Source organism: Kribbella antiqua (assembly GCF_004345665.1).
Taxonomy (GTDB): Bacteria; Actinomycetota; Actinomycetes; order Propionibacteriales; family Kribbellaceae; genus Kribbella; species Kribbella antiqua.
Genome location: NZ_SLWR01000001.1, coordinates 728,392 through 746,475 on the forward strand (window position 1 = coordinate 728,392; position 18,084 = coordinate 746,475).

The following is an 18,084-nucleotide window of genomic DNA, read 5'->3' on the forward strand; positions in this document are numbered from 1 at the left end:
GCTGTCATGCCTCCACGCTCGTCGGACTCTCGGCCGGCTCACGCAACTCCTTGCGGTGGCCGAGCTGTTCCAGCCAGCCGATCAGCAACGCGTGGACCGCGTCGGAGCCTACGGGAGGCTCTTTCACCACCCAACGGCTCGGGTGCACCAGCACCGCCTCGGTCTGCCAGCCGCCGATGCCGCCGTGGCACCCGACCAGCTCCTCGAACGCGGCCACCTCGTGCGTGTAGTCGTCCAGCCGGCTGATCACCACGACGTCCCCGTTGTGCGGCATCTCCGCCTGCCGCAGCATCGACGCGGCCGCGAACGGCCCGTACGGCGTCAGCGGGTCCTCACCCTCGATCCGGCCGGTCTTGAGCACGTGGACTCCGGCCCTGCCGATCGCTACCGGCCCCTCGGCCAGCGAGTCGACCACGACGAACCCGATCCCAGGATGGGTCGCCAGTCCTGGGATCAGCTTCGGGTGCAACAGCTCGATCTCCTCCAGCGGCACCCGGCCTGGGGTGGTGGCGAGATAGATGAGCGCGAGGTTCCCCGAGGACGTGACGACCATCTGCTCGTCGGCGGCGACCTCCGGCTCGCAGTCCTTCGGGCCGAGCTCCACCTCGCCGTGAAGCACGCGGGCGTGCAGCGCCTTCCGGGTGACCGACCCGGCCACGCTGCGACGCAGGCTGAGCTCGGTCAGGAAAGCATTCACCGGACCCCAGCCCTCGGTCTTGCCGACCGCGGCCACCGGCTCCTTGGCGGTGTCGACCAGGTCGTCGACCACCTCGGTGAGCGTCCGCCCGTACCGCTGCAGGAAGGTCGACCCTTGGCTCTGACCGTGATCCGACAGTACGACGATCTCGTACGAATGCGGCAGGATGTCGATGATCCGGTGCAGCGCACCGAGCACCCGGTCGAGGCCTTCCAGGGTCTGCAACGACTCGGCGCGGGTCGGGCCGGCGTGGTGCGCGACCTCGTCGTAGTCGACGAAGTCGCAGTAGATGACCGGCGTCCCCTTCACCAGTTCGTCAGTGATCAGCGAGACGTTCAGATCGCGGAGCAGGACGTTGCTGATCGCCCGGAGGAAGATGTACCCGCCACCGCGCTTGACCCGCGGGACCAGGTGACGGACCCGCTGGCGACGGGCCTGGTGCAGTTCCTTCACCATTTCCGCCACGCACAGCACCAGACCGCGGGCGGCACCCTGGGGACTGGAGAAGAACCGGACGTATCCGCGGCTGCGGTTGCTCGGCAGCGAGGCTCGGCTGAACACCAGCTCGGAGCGCTGCGCGTCCCCCGACCAGTTGTTGCTGATGCTGACGCCACCGTCGGCCAGCAGGCCGCGTCCGGTCGACATCCGGTCCTCGATCTCGGCGGCGTCCCGGCCCCGGTTCGTCACCATCACCCGGGCGGTTTCCTTCTCATACCACCGGAACGCCGGGATCTGCCGCGAGCCGCCGTGCAGGATGCCGGCCTGGCTGGCCGGAGTCGTCGACGGTACGCCCGTGTGCCAGCCGACCATCGAGTGCTTGCCATCCCGGATCCAGCCGCCCAGGTTCGGCAGGTTGCCGGCCAGCACCATCCAGTTCAGCAGCGGCTCGGAGAGGCCGTCGATCTGGATGATCAGCATCCCGGTCTTCGGCGCCGGCTTGATTTTGCGGGCCCGGCGGTGCACGACTCGCATGACTTCGGCGACGTACGCGTCGTCGCTGCCGGCGTACGCGATCCAACCGACGACCGCGCTCACCGACGACATCACGATCGAGACCAGCAGCGGCGCCTCGACGCCGTGCAGGTTCACGCCGGGGTCGACGGTGATGCCGAGATAGACCACGCCGAACTGCGACAGCAGCCCGCCGACCAGGACGCCGACCGAGCCGATCAGGATCGCGATCCCGGCCAGGAACCAGCGCATCAGCAGGCCGAACACCGCCAGCAGGACGACCAGCCGCAGAATCGGCAGCCGGCCGTCGCTGCTGATCTGCGGCAGCGTCCAGAACGTGATGATCAGCGAGATGAGCGATGCCAGGCCGCCGTACAGCATCGCCTGCAGGCCGCGGCCGGTACGGCGCAGGTCGAGCCAGACCGGCCGCCGTCGCCGCCGGTCCCCGGACACCTGTTCTGGTGGTTTCGCCATCTCCTGGATCGTGCTCCCCGTCCGTGCCTGTCGCGCTGGTGCTGTACCGAGCGTACGAGGCATGGTCCAGTCAACAGGCTCCACGCCACGCACGAAGCGGGAGGATCCCGGGTCAACCCTGAACCGTCACTGAAGCTCCAGGTAGTCCACCTCGGCGTACAGCTCACCCTTCGTCAGGCGGATGGTGTTCCAGCCGGCGTTCACAGTGACCGAGACGGAACTCTGCTGCCAGTTGTCCCAGCCGGTGACCGGGTAAGTGACGCTGCCTTGACTGTTGCCGTTGACAACAAGCCCGTGGCTGGCCGGGGCGCCTGAGCCATTCGCGTATCCGACATGCAGCGTGTAACCGCCTGCAACTGCGCGAACACGGTGTTCTCCACCCAGGAGTCGGCGTAGTCGATGTAGGCGACCACCTTTCCGTCCGAGGCGCCGGCCGCGTTCGACCGTACGACGCAGTGGTTGAGCGTGCCGCGCTCCGCCTCGTACCGGACCCGGCTGCCTCGGACCACCGGGTAGTCGTTGGCCCAGCCGACATCCGCGACGTACAGGTGACGCGAGCCGTTCACCCACCCGTGGACGAACACCTTGTCGCCCACGAAGTTCGCACCACCGGGCCCGCAGATGCGGTTGTCGAAGCTTTGGGTTGTCATCAGAGGCCGGAAAGCGGTCGTCCATGGCCCGCTGAGACTCGGCGCGGTCGCGTACGACGTCAGGTAGTTGCAGTCGGTGTATCCGCCGCCAGAGAAGAACAGCACGAACTGACTCCCGCGCTGGACGAGATCCGGCGCCTCGATGACTCCGCTCGACGTGAGTAGCGCGCTGTTGCCGCCGACCAGCGTGGTGCCGTTGTTCGCCGTACGCGTGAGCCAGAGGGTCGACGGCTGGCCGATCGCGTTGCCGTCGTTCTTCCAGACCAGGTAGCGGGTGCCGTCGTTCGCCACGAAGGTGTTCGCGCCGATCGCGCCGCCGAGGTCGAGCGGGCAGATCAGCGGCTGGCTCCCGACCGGGGTGAACGGCCCGAGCGGTGAGGTCGCCGTGGCGACGCCGATACATTGCCGGCCGGACGACGTGTGCCAGGCGGTGTAGGTGAGGGTGTAGGAGCCGTCCGGGTTCGGGTAGACGTCCGGCGCCCAGGTGCGGCCGGGCTGTGCCCAGCCGGCCGACGGCCCGCCAGGCATCGCGTCACCACGAATCGTCCACGGCCCGTTCGCACTCGCCGCCGTCGCGACCGGGACATGCCCGCGACCGTTGTTCGTCGAGTACGCGTACCACGTCCCGTTCTGCTGAAACACATCCGGATCCGGAAAGTCCTCCCCGATGATCTCGCCCGGGAACACCGCCGCAGTGGCGACTGCGTGCACCGGCGGTGACAGAAGTGCGGAAAGACCGAGCACTACGAGGAGAGCTGTCAGAAGTCGTCGCAGTGGGGACTCCTCAGGTGGGGCGGATACCTGGGGACCGAACTTTTCCATCGATTCACCTTAATGACCAGAGCTCGGCAAACTCCCGCCTTTTGCGTGATCACTGGACCCGGGACGCTTCGGGGTGGAGACTCCCGCTAGTTGGTTTCCGCCTGGGTTGAGGGGAGTTCTCGTGAGGTATTTACCGAGAGTGTCGGGGCGCGGGGTGATCGCCGGGGTGGCTGTGCTCGCGGCGGCGTTCGGCGGAGTGATGAATCAGTCGGGTACGGCGCCCACCGCCGTACAGGCAACACCTCTGCAGACGCAGCTGGACACGCTGCTCAACGACAGCCGGTACGTCGGCTCACAGGTCGCGCTCGTAGTCCGCGACGCGACGACCGGCGAGACGTTGTACGACCGGAATGGCGGCCAGCGGATGCTGCCCGCCTCCAACACCAAGCTCTTCTCCTCGACCGCCGCGATGCACGTCCTCGGCCCGTCGTACCGCTTCCACACCGACGTCCTCGCGACCGGTCCGGTCTACAGCGGCCAGTTGCTCGGAGACCTTTATCTGAAGGGTTACGGCGACCCGACCGCGCTCGAGTCCGACTACTCCGGACTGGCCAAGCAGCTCGCCCAATCCGGCGTACGTCGGATTGTCGGCAATCTGATCGCAGACGATACGTACTTCGACCACGTCCGCCTCGGCGACAGCTGGGCCTGGGACGACGAGCCGTTCTACTACTCGGCCCAGATCGCCGCCCTCACCCTCGCGCCGAACACCGACTACGACTCCGGTACGGCGATCGTCGAAAGCCTCCCGGGCGCGTCGGTCGGAGCACCGGTCAAGCTGAGCCTGGTCCCGGCGAACGACGTACTCAAGCTCGTCAGTACGGCGACCACCGGCGCAGCCGGCTCCGCCAACACCTTGAGCATCGAGCGCGACCACGGCACGAACATCGTCCGGGTCACCGGCTCGGTCCCGCTCGGTGCGACGGTCGGCCAGGAATGGGTGACGGTGTGGGAGCCGGAGCTCTACGCGGCCGACGTCTTCAAGCGCGCACTCGCCGCCCAGGGCATCAAGGTCTCCGGCCAGATTCGCAACGCGGGTTCCCCCGCGACAGCTCGCCTGCTCGCGCGGGACGAGTCGATGACGGTTGGCGAACTGATGAACCCGTTCCTCAAGCTGTCCAACAACATGCACGCCGAGCACCTCGTGAAAGCGATGGGCGCGGTCGCAGAGGCCGAGGGCAGCTGGTCCGCCGGGCTCGACGTCGTCACCGACTACGCGAAGAGCGTCGGTGTCGACACCAGCGCACTGCGCTTGTCCGACGGCTCCGGCCTGTCCCGCAAGGTGAACGTGACCGCCGACAGCATCACCGACCTACTGATCGCCGTACAGAAGGAACCGTGGTGGCAGCAGTGGTACGACGCTCTCCCCATCGCCGGCAATCCAGACCGCTTCACCGGCGGCACCTTGCGCAGCCGGATGCGCAACACCCCCGCTGCCAACAATCTGCACGGCAAGACCGGCTCGCTGACCGGCGTGACGTCGCTGTCCGGCTACGTCACCGCGGCGGACGGCCGCAAGTTGGTGTTCTCGATGATCAGCAACAACTACCTGGTCAGCCCTCGCTCCATCGAGGACGCGGTCGGCGTCACGCTGGCCTCGTCTCCCGGCCAAGCCGCGACCACGCTGCAGCGGAACACCCAGGTCGAAGACGCGTGTGACCTCGAGTGGGACAAGGCCTGTTAATGCGTTAGACAGTGCGGCGGTCGTTCACCACGATGTGTGAATGACCGCCGTACTTCCGGACTCCTACACCGTCCGCCCACCGGCCAAGGAGGACGCCGAGGCGGTCTTCGCGCTCGCCGCCGCCTACAACACCGGAGTGGTCGGCTTCGCCGACTTCACCCTCGACGACATGATCAACGCGCTCACCGAGCCGAGCTTCGAGCCGTCGACCGACGGCTGGCTCGTCTGGCGCCTGGAGCTGCTGTGACGTTCACCGTTCGCCCGATGAGCGTGGACGACGCTCCGCTGATCGCCGACCGGAGCGCCGCCTACACGACCGCACTGCTCGGCTTCCCGAAGCACAGCCCCGAGGACGTCGCGAACTACCTGCGGGACCCCGGTTTCAACCCCGCCACCGACGGCTGGATCGTCACCGACCCCGCCGGCGAGTTCCTAGGCTCCGCCACCGCCGCCGCGAACAGCGACGGTTCGCGCGTCAACCTCGAGGTCCTCACCGAGGTCCCCACAGTGGCCAACTCACTGCTGGACCACGCGATCCAGCGCGCCACGGGAATAGGCCGGCACGCCCATCAATCAGAGGTCGTCCTGAGCCTCGGCGTGATCAGGCAAGACCAGTTCATGTCCGGCATCGCCGCCGCGCACGGCTTCACCATCGCCACCTCGGTCCACCGCATGCGGATCAACTTCACCGGCCCCATCGAACCACCGGCAGTCCCCGCAGGCGCCGTCGTCAAGCAAGGAGCCTTCGACGATGCCACCCGCCGCGCCGCCCACGCCGTACTGGTAGAAGCCTTCGCAACCCAGCCCGGCGCCGATCCTCGCCCGTACGACGAATGGGCCGCCTCGCGCGAATCCCGCTCGACCTTCGACTGGTCCCAGCTCACCACCGTCGAACTCGACGGTCGCCCCGTAGCCGTTGCCGAATGCAACGACAACTTCCGCACCACCGACAACTGCGGCTACATCGGCCGCCTGGCCGTCATCCCAGCAGCCCGCGGCAAAGGCCTGGCCAAGTTCCTCCTCCACCACACCTTCGCCACCGACGCCACCGCCGGCCGCTCCGGCACCATCCTCCACGTAGACACCAGCAACCCCACCCCCGCTCTAGCCCTCTACACCGCCGTAGGCATGCGCCCAGACCTGACCAGCGACATCTACCGCCGCCCTCTCCCCCTCTAGCCCCTCCTCGATAGCGGCCTATATGACGACTAGCGGCCTATTGAGCGCTATCGATCAAACAACCCGCTATCGAGCCGGCGAATCAACCTCTGTGCCCGGGATGTGGTCGAGTTTGTCCGGATGCCGGGATCCCAGGGCTTGAGCGAGGACTGCGGACACCCTCCGGGGACCTGGAACACCTGGCCAGATGTCCGAGGTCCCGGCAAGGTGTCCGAGGTCCGGCCCGACACAGGAACCAGGGGCCGGCCACACGCTATGTCCTGTGTCAGGCCCCGCGATGGTGTGCCAGCCGTCCCGGCGACACCCATCGGCTGCAGCTAGACCCAACCACCCCCGGCCCCGGGCTACACCTCCCCGCGCGCTCCGCATAGCTGCGTCCTTCCCTGGTCGGGGTGGTGGGGGTCAAGGGTCGAAGATCGCGCAGCGACGCCGACGAAGGAGGCGCCCTTGACACCCGCCACCCCGACTAGCACCATCACGCAGCGAAGCCCGCGGACAATCACCTCCGTCTAAGCGCGAGACAAACCCGCACCCAACAGACAGACGGCACCACCAGCGGACGACGCCCGCCGGGGCGGTCGCGGTCCACCCCGGCGGGCGTCAGTTCAGGACCACCCGTGTGCCGGAGCTGCCGGCATAGACGACGCGGTCGGCGAGTGGGGAACGAAGGTCGAGGTAGACGGCGGTGGGGTCGGTGCCCGGCTTGACGCATTGGCGGTTCGAGGTGGAGTCGGGCGCGACCGAGTACCGGTACGCCGCGATGCGCACACTGCCGGCATCCTGGGACAGGATCCGTACGACGGTCTGCGGCACACAAGCCTCAGCGACATACGGATCGCTCGGCACCTCAACAACAAGCACCGACGACCGCCCCGGATCCACCCGCACCGAAGACACCAATATCTCTCCCCGCAGCACCATCAGCGTCGTACCGTTCCTGAACTGAGCCGGCGGCGGCCCGTCATCCAGATGCCCCGGCGTAGCGGTCGTCGTCACCTGAGGCGCGACCGGCTCCTCGGCTCGCGGACGGTCGATCGACACAACCGCCACCCCAGCGACCGCAACCATCGCGGCCGCAGCCGTCAGCACGTGTCGACGCCGACGACGCGACCGAGCGACAAGCTCGACTTCCGAGAACGGCGGCGCCTCCTCCGGCGTCCGCTCGTCGACGTACTCGACCAGCAGGTCGGTCGGCAGCTCACGCATGATCACGAACCTCTTCCTTGACGGCGAGCAGCGGCGCCAGCGCCTGACGCGCCCGAGCCAGCCGCGATTTCACCGTGCCGGGTGGCAGTTGCAGTTCCTCGGCGATCTGCTCGACCGGCAGATCCATCACGTGATGCAGTACGACGACCGCCCGCTGCGCCGGAGTGATCCGTGCAAGCGCCGCAGCCACGTCCAATGCATCACCGTCCGGCCCGCGGACTACGGCAGGCCGACCGGTCAGCTTGGCCAGCGCACGCCGAGCCACCTGCTGCCGGCGCAACCGGCTGACGAGCGTCCGTACGGCGACCGCCCGCACCCAGGCCTCCGGGTCGTCGTACCGCCGGATCGAGTCCCAGCGGCCGAGCAGCTTCACGTACGCGTCCTGCGCGACCTCCTCGGCGTCCGCGCGCGAGCCCCCGATGGACACCAGTACGCCGATCAACCGCGGCCAGGTCCGCCGGTACAGCGCTGCCATCTCCGCCGCCGGATCATCCTGCACGTCCACACCCCCACCGTCGGTCACACGGCTAACACGCGCCAGCACCCCACCCGGTTCCACCGAATCTCAAGCATCTCAGGGGTTGCCCTTCCGAGATCTGAGAGATTACTCTCGAAACATGTCTCTCACAAATCCGTACGGCGACTTCGAGATCACCGACCCGCAAGCCATGCGGGCGCTGGCTCACCCCGTCCGGCTGGCCGCCCTCAGCTGGTTGCAGAAGAACGGACCGGCGACGGCGACCCAGCTGTCCGAGCACGTCGGGGCCTCGCCGTCGGTGACCAGCTGGCATCTGCGGCATCTGGCCCAGTTCGGGCTGGTGATCGACGAGCAGCCCCCGGGGGCGGACAAGCGGCAGCGCTGGTGGAAGGCGGTGGCGCGGGGGTTCCGGTACGAGATGCCGGACACCCCCGAGGGCGTTGAAGCCGGCCGACTGCTGCGCGCCGAGATGATGAACCAGGCCCTCGAAGCTGCACAGCAGTGGCTCGCCGAGACCGAGCCCGAGCTGGATGCCGAGTGGAGCCGCCTGGCCGGCTCCGCGAACACGCGACTGGTCCTCACCCCCGAAGAGGCCGAGGCGATCGAGGCCGCGATCGAGCAAGTCCTCACGCCGTATGTCCAACGCGGCGAGGAAGGCGCGCCACCGACGGCCCGCGCCGTCCGCTACCTCCGCATCTCTTTGCCTGAAGCAACCAACTGACCAAGTCAATCAATTAACCGAGTTAATCTTGGGGGGAACCACACCGTGAGCACAGTTTCCGCAACCAGCCTCTGGCGGGACCGGCAGTTCCGGACCTTCTGGTCGGCGCAAGGCGTGTCCGAGTTCGGCGACCGGATCACCGAACTCGCGCTGCCGCTGATCGCCGTCACCATGCTCGACGCCTCACCGAGTCAGGTCGGCTTCCTGACCGCCGCCGTCTGGCTGCCGAACATCATCAGCCTGTTCATCGGTTCCTGGGTCGACCAGCGCCGGGACAAACGCCCGCTGATGATCGCCGCCGACCTCGCCCGGACGATCCTGCTGCTCACTCTGCCGGCGGCGTACTGGCTGGACGTCCTCACGCTCGGTCAGCTCTACGCGATCGCGATCCTGGCCGGTACGGCGCACGTCGTCTTCATCACCGCCTACGTGTCGTTCTTCGTCCGGCTGGTCGAGCAGGACCAATACCTCGAGGCCAACAGCAAGCTCTCAGCGACCAGGTCGATCTCGTTCATGGCCGGCCCGAGCATCGGCGGCCTGCTGATCCAATGGCTGACCGCGCCGATCGCGATCGTCGTGGACGCGTTGTCGTTCCTGTTCTCCGCTTTCCAGCTCAGCCGCCTGAAGACCGAGCCCGGCGAGCACGACGAGTCACCCGAGCCGTTCCTCCAAAGAGCCCGCGCCGGGATGCGCTACCTACTGCGCCACCCGTATCTCCGCGGCAGCCTCGGCTGCGCGACGACGGTCAACTTCTTCAACCTGATCAGCATGGCGCTGCTCGTCCTCTTCGCCAGCCGCAACCTCGAACTGTCCGCGGGCACGATCGGTCTCGCCTTCGGCATCGGCGCCTCCGGCAGTCTCCTCGGCGCACTCGCCGCCTCCCCGCTGACTCGGCTCCTCGGCGCCGGGCGGCTGATCGCGATCAGCTCGGTCATCTTCCCCGGCTCGGTCGCGATCGCCGCGTTCGCCGGCGGCCCGACCTGGGCGCGCGCCGCCGCGCTCGCCGGGGCCGAGTTCGTCGCCGGCTTCGCGGTGATGTGCTTCGACGTACCGCTGAACTCACTGCAGGCTGCCGTCACCCACGACCACATGCGCAGCCGGGTCGCGGGTGCGTTCAGCAGCATCAACTACGGCGTCCGCCCGCTCGGTGCGATCGTCGGCGGCTTCCTCGGCACCTGGATCGGCGTCCGCGAAACCCTGCTCATCTCCGCGGTCGGCGGCCTGTTCGCCGTACTGTGGCTGCTGCGCTCCCCCATCATCCACACCCGCGAACTGACCGGCCTCAAGCCACCAGAGCTCTAATCATCGACCTTTGCGACCGTACGCCGGAGCGGGACTTCCTTGATGAAGAGCACGGCCACCAGGCTGACGACAGCACACGCTGCCGCGATCAGGAAGATCCGCCCGGTCGCATCGCCGTACGACTGCCGTACCAGCGCAGCCAACTGCGGCGGCAAGTGACCGACATCCAGCAGACTCGTAGATCCGCCCTCATTCAGCCTCCGAGCCGCCTCAGCACCACCGGGACCAGCGAGCACACCAGCGACGATGAGGTCCTTCACCCGAGCCGCGAGGACCGCGCCAAGCGCCGACACACCAACCGCACCACCCAGGCTGCGGAAGAACGAGACCGTCGCACTCGACGCACCGATCTGCGAAACGTCGACGGTGTTCTGTACGGCGAGCACCAGGTTCTGCATCGTCATCCCCATGCCCAGCCCCATCGCGAGCATGCCGAGACCGACGTACCAGTACGGCGTGGTGTGGTCGATCGTGCCGAGCACCACCAGACCGCCGACCAGAAGGATGCCGCCGGCAACCAGGTACCGCTTCCACTTGCCGAACCGGCTGATCAGCTGCCCGGACCCGACCGACCCGAGGAACGAGCCCAGCATCATCGGAATGGTCAGCAACCCGGCCTCGGTCGGGCTGTACCCGCGAGCCACCTGGAAGTACTGACCAAGGAACAACGCACTGCCGAACAACGCGACCCCGACCGCGAGGCTGGCGACGATCGCCAGCGCGGTGGTCCGCTCCCGAACGACCTTCAACGGAACCAGCGGCTCCGCGGCCCGGTTCTCCACCAGTACGGCGAGAAGACCGAGGACCACGGTGCCACCAACGAACAGCGCCGACTCCCAGGACACCCACGCGAAGTCGTGACCGGCGAAGGTCACCCAGATCAGCGGCAGGCTGGCCGCACCCGCGATCAGAATCGCACCGAGGTAGTCGAGCTTGACCTCACGCTTGAACACCGGCAGATGCAAGTACTTCTGCAGTACGACGAGACTGATGACAGCAAGCGGCACACAGACGTAGAAACACCAGCGCCAGCCGAGCCAAGACGTGTCGACGATGACTCCACCGATCAGCGGACCGCTCACCGTCGCAACCGCCATCACGGCACCCATGTAGCCGGAGTACCGGCCGCGGTCGCGAGGCGGGATCGCCGCACCGATGATCGCCTGGGCGAGCGCCATCAGACCGCCCATCGCCAGGCCCTGCAGAACACGGGCACCGATCAGGAACGGGACGTTGTGGGCCATGCCGGCCAGCGCGGAGCCGACCACGAACAGCGAGATCGCCAGCTGCACCAGCAGCTTCTTGCTGATCAGGTCGGCGAGCTTGCCCCAGATCGGGGTCGACACCGTGGTCGCGAGCAGGCTCGCGGTCAGCACCCAGGTGTACTGCGTCTGGGAGCCTTCGAGGCTGGCGATGATCGTCGGCAGGGCATTGCTGACGATCGTCGAGCTCAGCATCGCGGTGAACAACGCGGCGAGCAGGCCGACCAGGATCTCGAGGATTTCGCGGTGGGTGAGTTCCGGCGCGGCGGGCGTCTGCGGCCGGGTCTCGGTGACAGTCATCGGTCTCCAGAAAGTTGGGGGCGCCTCACGGCCTTGTTGACATCGGTCATGGCGTGCGCGATCCGCTGCATGGTGTCGGCCACCGCGAGCAGCGCGTCGTCATCGAGATCCGACAAGGCGGTACGAAGCTCCTTGGTGTAGGACGCATAAAGGGCCTCCAGCTCGGCCCGGCCCTTGGGCGCCAGGCTGACCAGCCCTACCCGGGCATCCGCCGGATCCGGCCGACGGCTCACCAGTCCGTCGGCCTCCAGCGCGGTCAGCTGCCGGCTCACCACCGACGCGTCGACTCCCAGTTTGGCGGCCAGCTCGCCGCCGCGTTGCTCGCCGTCCCTCAGCAGGACCTTGAGAACGCTGGCGTCAGACCGTCGCAGGCCACTGTTCGGCATCAGCTGCCGGTGCTCGACACAACGCACGGCCCGGATCAGGGAACTGATCCCCTCGAGCACTTCCTGGACCGGCGTATCCCGCTCGACCCCCGGGACAGAGGGATGCTGAGCTAGTTGCATAACCCAACTATATGCGTCATTAGTTGGCTTCTGCAACCATATATCCGGATCGCGAGGATGTGGTGACAATGGGTGACCTTGACCACAACCAGCTATCATCGCCGTAAAGGGGGCTCTGCAACGGGGGCGGTGCTCGATCCGGTCGCCATCTACGACGCACCACTCATGGGCGACATCCCGCCACCGGGGCGGAACCGGATGCTGACCGGCCCCAAGAGTCCGCTGCCGATGGCCGTCGACCCGCTGTCGAGCCCAGCCCGCTCAACGCGGACGTGAGCGTCCTGCGCGCCGGCACCACCCAGACGAAACCGACCACCGGCATGGCGTATGCGGAGGCGGTGGACAAGGTGATCGCCGAGGCGAAGGCCTGCTTCGATCTCGTCCTGATCGACAGCCCTCCCCTGCTCAGCGTGGCGAACGCGGTCGAGCTGGTGAACGATTCCGACGCCGCGATCGTCGTACTCGGGTCCGGTGAGTCGGTTCAGGATCACCTCACCATGCTCGAGCGGCTGGACCAGGTCGAGTCCGGCGTCGCAGGGTACGTCTACCGGCGCGAAGCCGGCGGCCCGAGGTTCGTCCGCCGGCTGCGCGAGCGATCCGCCCCTTCTCCACCGAGCGGCGCCGGCCTCACCGGCCCGGTCGGACCCGTCCCGAGATCCTGTGACGGCGTTACGCTCAGGCCGTCCGACGATCTCTAGCCGATCATCGCTGCGCATCCGGCCGGTACGACGTACTGCTTCTCTCCCGGGATCTACCGGCTGGAGGAACCGCTACGGCCGAAGGAAGGCGACGCGTTCATCGGTCACCGAGGGGCCATTGTCAGTGGATCGAAGGTGCTGACCGGCTGGCGACACGAGGGTCGGGTGTGGTCGACGAAGGGCTTCCTGCCCGGCGCGCCCGGCGTGCATGGCGAGTGCCTGGAGGAGGTGCCGACCTGCGCGTACGCCGAAGATGTCTTCGTCGACAAACGGCGGCTGACCCGGGTCGACTCCCCGGCCGCGGTGGTCAGCGGCAGTGTCTACGCCGACTACCGCACCAACACGATCATGATCGGCGAGGATCCCGGACGCCACTCGGTCGAGCAGGCGGTCGCACCCAGCCTGATCCGGTCGATGACGTCACCGTCGCAAAACCTCGTCCTCGAGCAAGCAGCCAACGAGGCCCAGACCGCAGCAGTCGAAAGCCGGCAGCAGACGCCTCATCGGGTCGGCTCCGGCTGGCGCATCGAGCACAACGAGGTGCGGTTCAACCATGGCGCCGGCCTCGGTCTCGCCGACGATGCCGTGGTCACGGCCAACTTCATCCACCACCAGGGCCAGCTGGGTTTCGGGGCCTGGGGCAACGGCTCGGTTGTCAGTGGCAACGAGATCTCGTTCAACGGTGTGGCCGGCTACTCGCCGGAGTGGGAGGCGGGTGGCAGCAAGAGCTGGCTCACCGACCGTCACAAAGTCACTCACAACTACGTACACGACAACCTGGGGCCGGGGTTGTGGACCGACGGCGGCAACATCCGGACGGAGTACTCATCGAACAAGATCACCGGCAACTGGGGCGCGGGGATCCAGCACGAGCTCAGCTACGACGCCACCATCCGGGACAACGACATCTCCGGCAACGGCCGCCGGCACAAGGGGTGGGCGTGGGAGGCCGGCATCCAGATCCAGTCGTCTGGCGGGATCGGCCTGATCGAGGTCACCGGCAACGTCGTCAGCGGCAACGCCAACGGCATCGCGCTCATCGACAGCGGCAACCGCGCTGACGAGACGCCGGCACCGCACGGACCGCACATGGTCCGCAACGTGTGGGTCCACGACAACCGCGTCGTCATGTCGGAGGGTCAAACCACCGGTGCTGTTCAGGACACCGGAGACCCGGTTGTCTACACCAACCGCTTCGAGAGCAACACCTACTACCTGCAGTCCCGCGACGAGCCGCACTTCTCCTGGAACGACGCCGACCTCACCTGGGCGCAGTGGCAAGACCTCGGCAACGACCGCGAAGGCAGCGTCAGCCCAGGTCGTCGTTGAGGCGGGCGAGCAGGCGGCCGAGGTCGCCGAGATCGGCCGGACTCCAGCGGTCCAGGATGGCGCGGAATTCGGTCTGGCGCTGGGCTCGCATCGCGTCGAAGCGTTCGGCGCCGACCGTGGTGAGGCGGAGCAGCCGGGCGCGGCCGTCGTCCGGGTCGCCGACGCGCTCGATCAGGCCGAGGTTCTCCAGTTGGGTGATGCCGCGGCTGACGGTCGACTTGTCCAGGCCGAGCGCCTGGGCCACATCTGACGCTCGTACGCCGCCACTCGCCGTACCGGGCTCGATCTGGGAGATCAGCGCGTAGCCCGCCGCGTCCATCTCCGGGTGGACCCGGCGCGCGAGCCGCAGCGACGCCGACCGGGACCGCCGGAACAGGGCCGACAGTTGCTGCTCGATGTCGGCGACGAGGCGCTCGCTCTGCTCGGACCGCTCCACCGTCGAGCTCACCGGACCACGATCCCCGCGTCGCGCAGCGCCTTCTTCACGTCCGCGATCCTGAAGTCGCCGAAGTGGAACACGCTCGCGGCCAGGACGGCGTCCGCTCCGGCCTCGACCGCGGGCGGGAAGTGCTCCGGCGCGCCCGCTCCCCCGCTGGCGATCAGCGGTACGTCGACCACCGCGCGGACCGCCCGGATCAGCTCCAGGTCGAAGCCCTGCCGGGTCCCGTCGGCGTCCATCGAGTTCAGCAGAATCTCCCCCGCACCGAGCTCACAACCGCGCTGGGCCCACTCGATCGCGTCCAGCCCGGCCGACTTGCGCCCGCCGTGGGTGGTGACCTCGAACCCGCTCGGCTGGTCCGCGGAGCGTCGTACGTCGAGGGACAGCACCAGGACCTGGTTGCCGAACCGCTGCGCGATCTCGCGAATCACCTCGGGCCGGGCGATCGCGCCGGTGTTGATGCCGACCTTGTCCGCGCCGGCCCGCAGCAGCCGGTCCACGTCCGTCGCCTCGCGGACGCCGCCACCGACAGTGAGCGGGATGAACACCTGCTCAGCGGTCCGCCCAACCACCTCGTACGTCGTCTCGCGGGAGCCCGAGGAGGCGGTGATGTCGAGGAAGGTGAGCTCGTCGGCCCCCTCCGCGTCGTACACCTTGGCCATCTCGACCGGATCTCCGGCATCGCGCAGGTCGGTGAAGTTGACACCCTTGACCACCCGCCCGGCATCGACGTCCAGACAGGGGATCACACGCACGGCAAGAGTCACGCGGTCAGGGTACCTACTCCAGGCCGGCAATCCGTCCAGCCGTCCATCGCGGGCACTTCACGAACAGCTTGCGTCCGGGGAAACACCCGCGATGTCAGCTACTTCCAGGCGCGGCGTTTGGTGCCGGCGGGCTTGATCGGGGCGGTGGATTCCCAGACGCGGCGCCAGCGGGCGGCGTCCGGGCCCGACTGGGACGGCGACGTGCCGGCGGCGACGCGGCGGCGGGCCTCCCACCAGGTGGTGGACTCCTCGTCGAGGAGCGCGGACACCGCGGCCGAGATCTTGGGCGCGAAGTCGCGGGCGCTGTCCCCCTCGGCCGGGCGCAGCGGATCGCCGTACCGGACTGCGACGGTCGGACGACCCGGGATCGGCCAGCCGCGACCGCGCGGCATCGCGGCGAACGAGCCCTTGATGCCGACCGGGATCACCGGCACGCCGTGCTCGACGGCCAGGTACGCCGCGCCCATCCGGAACCGTTCCATCCACCCGTCCGGCGACCGGGTGCCCTCCGGGAAGACGACCACGTTCCAGCCGTCCGCGAGCAGGTCGCCCGGCGTCGAGCTGAGCTTGCCGCCACGACGCTCGATCGGGAACGTGTTGAACACGATCGCCGACGCCGTCGCCCGCCACCAGGTGTCGAAGAAGTAGTCCGCCGCGGCCGCCACCGCCGTCTTCCGGCGCATCGCGTCGGGCAGCGTGCAGAGCACCAGCGGGGTGTCCAGGTGCGACGAGTGGTTCGCCACGATCAGCGCCGGGCCGTTGACCTTGAGCAGCGAGTCCAGCCCGCTCACCTGCGGGTTGACCTCCCACCGCAGTACCGAGTTCAGCGCCCCCTTCTGCAGCACCTCCCGTACGGCGATCGCCGCCGGAGTCCGGGCCCACTTCGTCGGGAAGACCGAGGTCTCCTTCGGGATCACGTACGGCTCGGCCGACCGCGGCACCTGCGGACGCCGGCCCCAGCGCCACCCGCGCGCGACCTGCTTGACGTCGCGCGCGGTGTCGCGGCTGAACTTCACCAGGCTGGTACCCATCAGCGCACGTCCGCGAGCAGGTGCGGCGGGTTGTGCAGATACGTGATCGACGGCGACCGGCCGACCGAGTGGCTGACCATCTCCAGCGCATCCTGCAGCGTCGACGCGGACCGGAAGCCCATCCGCTCGACCGTCTTGCGGTTCGCGCCGACCCAGACGATGTCGCCGCAGTGGTCCAGCGCGTGGGAGATCCAGTACCACATGTAGAACGGGTGCACGCCGTGGTAGGCGTACGACGTCCGGTACAGGTGGATGTACCACGGGTCCTCGGCGTACTGCTTCTCGAACTTCGCCTCGATCGTGGCCGGATCGGTCGACTCCGACAGCACCTCTTCGAAGAAGTCGACGTACGACGGGTGGTGCAGCTGGCTGAACTCGTACGGCACCGGGTGGTAGAGGATGACCGCGCCGTCCTTGCGGACGATGGGGTTCCCCCGGTACGCGTTGAAGTGGTAACCCAGCCCCATGCAGGCGGCCAGGATCGGGTTCATCACCGAGTTCACGTTGTAGGGGCCGAGGTACGGCACGCCGATGATGCCGACGTCGGACTGGCCCTGCACCTCGACCAGGTGCTGGCGGTGCACGACCTCCAGCGTCTTCTCGTGTACCGGCTCGATCGCGCCGGCGTTCACTCCGGTCAGCTCGTAGCTCGCCCGGACGTCGGTGAAGATCTTGTGCCGCAGCTTGGCCGGCGCCGCCGCCAGACCGCGCTTGGTGGCCAGCATCGAGGCCTGGTCCTTGAGCGACCACTCCCACTCGCGCTTCTGCAGGAACTCCAGCGGCCCGCCGAATACGTTGTTGTTCAGCGTCGTCTCGATCTGGAAGACCTTGACGTGCTGGGTCAGCACCTCGCCCATCCGCCAGGCGGAGTGGTGCATCTTCGACGCCTTGTGGTCCATGAACGACCGCGAGTGGATCATCGTGTGGCTGTTGTGGTGGTGCTTCAGCGACTTGTACGACGCCAGCCCGATCGACGTCGACTTGTGGCCGCCGTCCATCGCCACCAGGTTCACGTTCACGTAGACGAGCAGGTCGGACTCGGCCGCCCGCTTGGAGATCTCCACGTCCTCGCCGTGCCGGGTCTGGCCCAGGTGGGTCAGGTTGTCGCGGTCCTCGGCGTCGAAGTTGTAGAGCTTGCCGTCGGGGAAGAACGAGCGGAACACCCGCTCACCGACGATGTCGCGCAACTCGTTCGGGGTGAGCCGGCGGTGCAGCGCGTTCGCCGAGATGATCTCGACGTCGTCGACCCCCGCGTCGGCGGCCATCGTCAGCACCGCCTCGATGATCCGCTGCCGGATGTCCGGCTTCTTCATCGGCGGCAGCGGCAGCGAGATGTCGTCGAACGCGATCGTCAGCCGCATCCCGGCGGTGAGCAGCTCCGGCAGCGGCTCGGAGTCGATCGGGTTCAGCAGCGCGTTCTGGATCGCCTCCTCGACGTCCCGCACCGGCGGCAGCGCCTCCGGCGGGTACACCACCCGGGTGCCGAGCGGGAAGCGCTCCAGCAGGAAGCCCTCACCCGAGTGCACGATCAGCGGCGGGGTCCGGTCGTCCACCTCAAGCACAAAACCTGGCCGAGACATGTCAGAAC

General features: G+C 67.9%; 18 protein-coding genes. 8 read left to right on the top strand and 10 right to left on the bottom strand.

The genetic code is table 11. The features are described 5' to 3' along the window. Positions 1 to 4: 4 nt before the first annotated feature. Positions 5 to 2,122, bottom strand: a complete 2,118-nt coding sequence (locus tag EV646_RS03555) for an alkaline phosphatase family protein (protein WP_132143787.1) — start codon at positions 2,120 to 2,122, stop codon at positions 5 to 7. A 200-nt stretch (positions 2,123 to 2,322) separates the two neighbouring features. Further along, complete coding sequence (locus EV646_RS03560; protein ID WP_241995235.1) at positions 2,323 to 3,483, bottom strand: glycoside hydrolase family 43 protein; 1,161 nt, start codon at positions 3,481 to 3,483, stop codon at positions 2,323 to 2,325. 232 nt (positions 3,484 to 3,715) lie between these two features. Between EV646_RS03560 and dacB the strand changes: the two genes are divergently transcribed. Genes dacB through EV646_RS03575 form a run of 3 tightly spaced genes read left to right on the top strand, consistent with a single transcriptional unit; the run spans position 3,716 to position 6,457 of the window. Continuing rightward, positions 3,716 to 5,278: a D-alanyl-D-alanine carboxypeptidase/D-alanyl-D-alanine endopeptidase gene (dacB, locus tag EV646_RS03565; RefSeq protein WP_132143789.1), complete on the top strand. Its 1,563-nt coding sequence runs from the start codon at positions 3,716 to 3,718 to the stop codon at positions 5,276 to 5,278. A 40-nt stretch (positions 5,279 to 5,318) separates the two neighbouring features. Next, positions 5,319 to 5,525, top strand: coding sequence for a hypothetical protein (locus EV646_RS03570; protein WP_132143791.1), 207 nt, complete (start codon positions 5,319 to 5,321; stop codon positions 5,523 to 5,525). A gap of 17 nt (positions 5,526 to 5,542) precedes the next feature. Further along, positions 5,543 to 6,457: a GNAT family N-acetyltransferase gene (locus EV646_RS03575; protein WP_132143793.1), complete on the top strand. Its 915-nt coding sequence runs from the start codon at positions 5,543 to 5,545 to the stop codon at positions 6,455 to 6,457. Positions 6,458 to 7,057: 600 nt separating this feature from the next. On the opposite strand, the gene EV646_RS03580 is transcribed toward EV646_RS03575, so the two are convergent. After that, positions 7,058 to 7,663, bottom strand: a complete 606-nt coding sequence (locus EV646_RS03580; RefSeq protein WP_132143795.1) for a hypothetical protein — start codon at positions 7,661 to 7,663, stop codon at positions 7,058 to 7,060. Then, positions 7,656 to 8,168 carry an RNA polymerase sigma factor gene (locus tag EV646_RS03585; RefSeq protein ID WP_132143797.1) on the bottom strand — a complete coding sequence of 171 codons (513 nt, stop codon included), beginning with the start codon at positions 8,166 to 8,168 and terminating at the stop codon, positions 7,656 to 7,658. The genes EV646_RS03580 and EV646_RS03585 overlap by 8 nt, the downstream gene beginning before the upstream one ends. Positions 8,169 to 8,280: 112 nt before the next feature. On the opposite strand from EV646_RS03585, the gene EV646_RS03590 reads away from it, so the two are divergent. Next, a complete protein-coding gene (locus EV646_RS03590) occupies positions 8,281 to 8,862 on the top strand; it encodes an ArsR/SmtB family transcription factor (protein ID WP_132143799.1) in 582 nt (193 codons plus the stop codon). A 45-nt stretch (positions 8,863 to 8,907) separates the two neighbouring features. Continuing rightward, on the top strand, positions 8,908 to 10,164 hold the full coding sequence (locus EV646_RS03595; RefSeq protein ID WP_199236766.1) for an MFS transporter: 1,257 nt from the start codon (positions 8,908 to 8,910) through the stop codon (positions 10,162 to 10,164). On the opposite strand, the gene EV646_RS03600 is transcribed toward EV646_RS03595, so the two are convergent. Together EV646_RS03600 and EV646_RS03605 are read right to left on the bottom strand one after the other, a co-directional pair. After that, positions 10,161 to 11,726 (bottom strand): MDR family MFS transporter, encoded by a 1,566-nt coding sequence (locus EV646_RS03600; protein WP_132143803.1) that lies wholly within the window; start codon positions 11,724 to 11,726, stop codon positions 10,161 to 10,163. The genes EV646_RS03595 and EV646_RS03600 overlap by 4 nt on opposite strands. Continuing rightward, positions 11,723 to 12,232 (bottom strand): MarR family winged helix-turn-helix transcriptional regulator, encoded by a 510-nt coding sequence (locus EV646_RS03605; protein ID WP_158290894.1) that lies wholly within the window; start codon positions 12,230 to 12,232, stop codon positions 11,723 to 11,725. Before EV646_RS03605 ends, EV646_RS03600 begins: the two co-directional genes overlap by 4 nt. Before the next feature lie 129 nt (positions 12,233 to 12,361). Here EV646_RS03605 and EV646_RS38755 point away from each other — a divergent pair, with 129 nt between their 5' ends. From EV646_RS38755 to EV646_RS03615, 3 genes are all read left to right on the top strand, one after another. Beyond that, positions 12,362 to 12,508 (top strand): hypothetical protein, encoded by a 147-nt coding sequence (locus EV646_RS38755; RefSeq protein WP_158290895.1) that lies wholly within the window; start codon positions 12,362 to 12,364, stop codon positions 12,506 to 12,508. After that, complete coding sequence (locus EV646_RS03610) at positions 12,505 to 12,930, top strand: P-loop NTPase family protein (protein ID WP_132143807.1); 426 nt, start codon at positions 12,505 to 12,507, stop codon at positions 12,928 to 12,930. The genes EV646_RS38755 and EV646_RS03610 overlap by 4 nt, the downstream gene beginning before the upstream one ends. Before the next feature lie 165 nt (positions 12,931 to 13,095). Beyond that, on the top strand, positions 13,096 to 14,259 hold the full coding sequence (locus EV646_RS03615; RefSeq protein ID WP_132143809.1) for a right-handed parallel beta-helix repeat-containing protein: 1,164 nt from the start codon (positions 13,096 to 13,098) through the stop codon (positions 14,257 to 14,259). Here EV646_RS03615 and EV646_RS03620 read toward each other — a convergent pair. The 4 genes from EV646_RS03620 to larAH form a co-directional block, all read right to left on the bottom strand. After that, entirely contained in the window at positions 14,240 to 14,707 is a 468-nt protein-coding gene (locus tag EV646_RS03620) for a MarR family winged helix-turn-helix transcriptional regulator (RefSeq protein WP_241995243.1), read from the bottom strand. The genes EV646_RS03615 and EV646_RS03620 overlap by 20 nt on opposite strands. Beyond that, a complete protein-coding gene (gene hisF / locus EV646_RS03625) occupies positions 14,704 to 15,465 on the bottom strand; it encodes an imidazole glycerol phosphate synthase subunit HisF (RefSeq protein WP_132143811.1) in 762 nt (253 codons plus the stop codon). The genes EV646_RS03620 and hisF overlap by 4 nt, the downstream gene beginning before the upstream one ends. 98 nt (positions 15,466 to 15,563) lie before the next feature. Continuing rightward, complete coding sequence (locus tag EV646_RS03630; protein WP_132143813.1) at positions 15,564 to 16,496, bottom strand: lysophospholipid acyltransferase family protein; 933 nt, start codon at positions 16,494 to 16,496, stop codon at positions 15,564 to 15,566. Next, positions 16,496 to 18,076 (bottom strand): NPN-dependent hydroxyacid isomerase, LarAH14/15/16 family, encoded by a 1,581-nt coding sequence (gene larAH, locus EV646_RS03635; protein WP_132143815.1) that lies wholly within the window; start codon positions 18,074 to 18,076, stop codon positions 16,496 to 16,498. Before larAH ends, EV646_RS03630 begins: the two co-directional genes overlap by 1 nt. Positions 18,077 to 18,084 lie beyond the last annotated feature (8 nt).

Bases quoted from the DNA above. Each gene is read 5' to 3' on its own strand.
- EV646_RS03555 (WP_132143787.1), bottom strand. From the start codon at position 2,122: ATGGCGAAACCACCAGAACAGGTGTCCGGGGACCGGCGGCGACGGCGG.
- EV646_RS03570 (WP_132143791.1), top strand. From the start codon at position 5,319: ATGACCGCCGTACTTCCGGACTCCTACACCGTCCGCCCACCGGCCAAG.
- EV646_RS03575 (WP_132143793.1), top strand. From the start codon at position 5,543: ATGAGCGTGGACGACGCTCCGCTGATCGCCGACCGGAGCGCCGCCTAC.
- EV646_RS03580 (WP_132143795.1), bottom strand. From the start codon at position 7,663: ATGCGTGAGCTGCCGACCGACCTGCTGGTCGAGTACGTCGACGAGCGG.
- EV646_RS03590 (WP_132143799.1), top strand. From the start codon at position 8,281: ATGTCTCTCACAAATCCGTACGGCGACTTCGAGATCACCGACCCGCAA.
- EV646_RS03600 (WP_132143803.1), bottom strand. From the start codon at position 11,726: ATGACTGTCACCGAGACCCGGCCGCAGACGCCCGCCGCGCCGGAACTC.
- EV646_RS03605 (WP_158290894.1), bottom strand. From the start codon at position 12,232: ATGCAACTAGCTCAGCATCCCTCTGTCCCGGGGGTCGAGCGGGATACG.
- EV646_RS03630 (WP_132143813.1), bottom strand. From the start codon at position 16,496: ATGGGTACCAGCCTGGTGAAGTTCAGCCGCGACACCGCGCGCGACGTC.
- larAH (WP_132143815.1), bottom strand. From the start codon at position 18,076: ATGTCTCGGCCAGGTTTTGTGCTTGAGGTGGACGACCGGACCCCGCCG.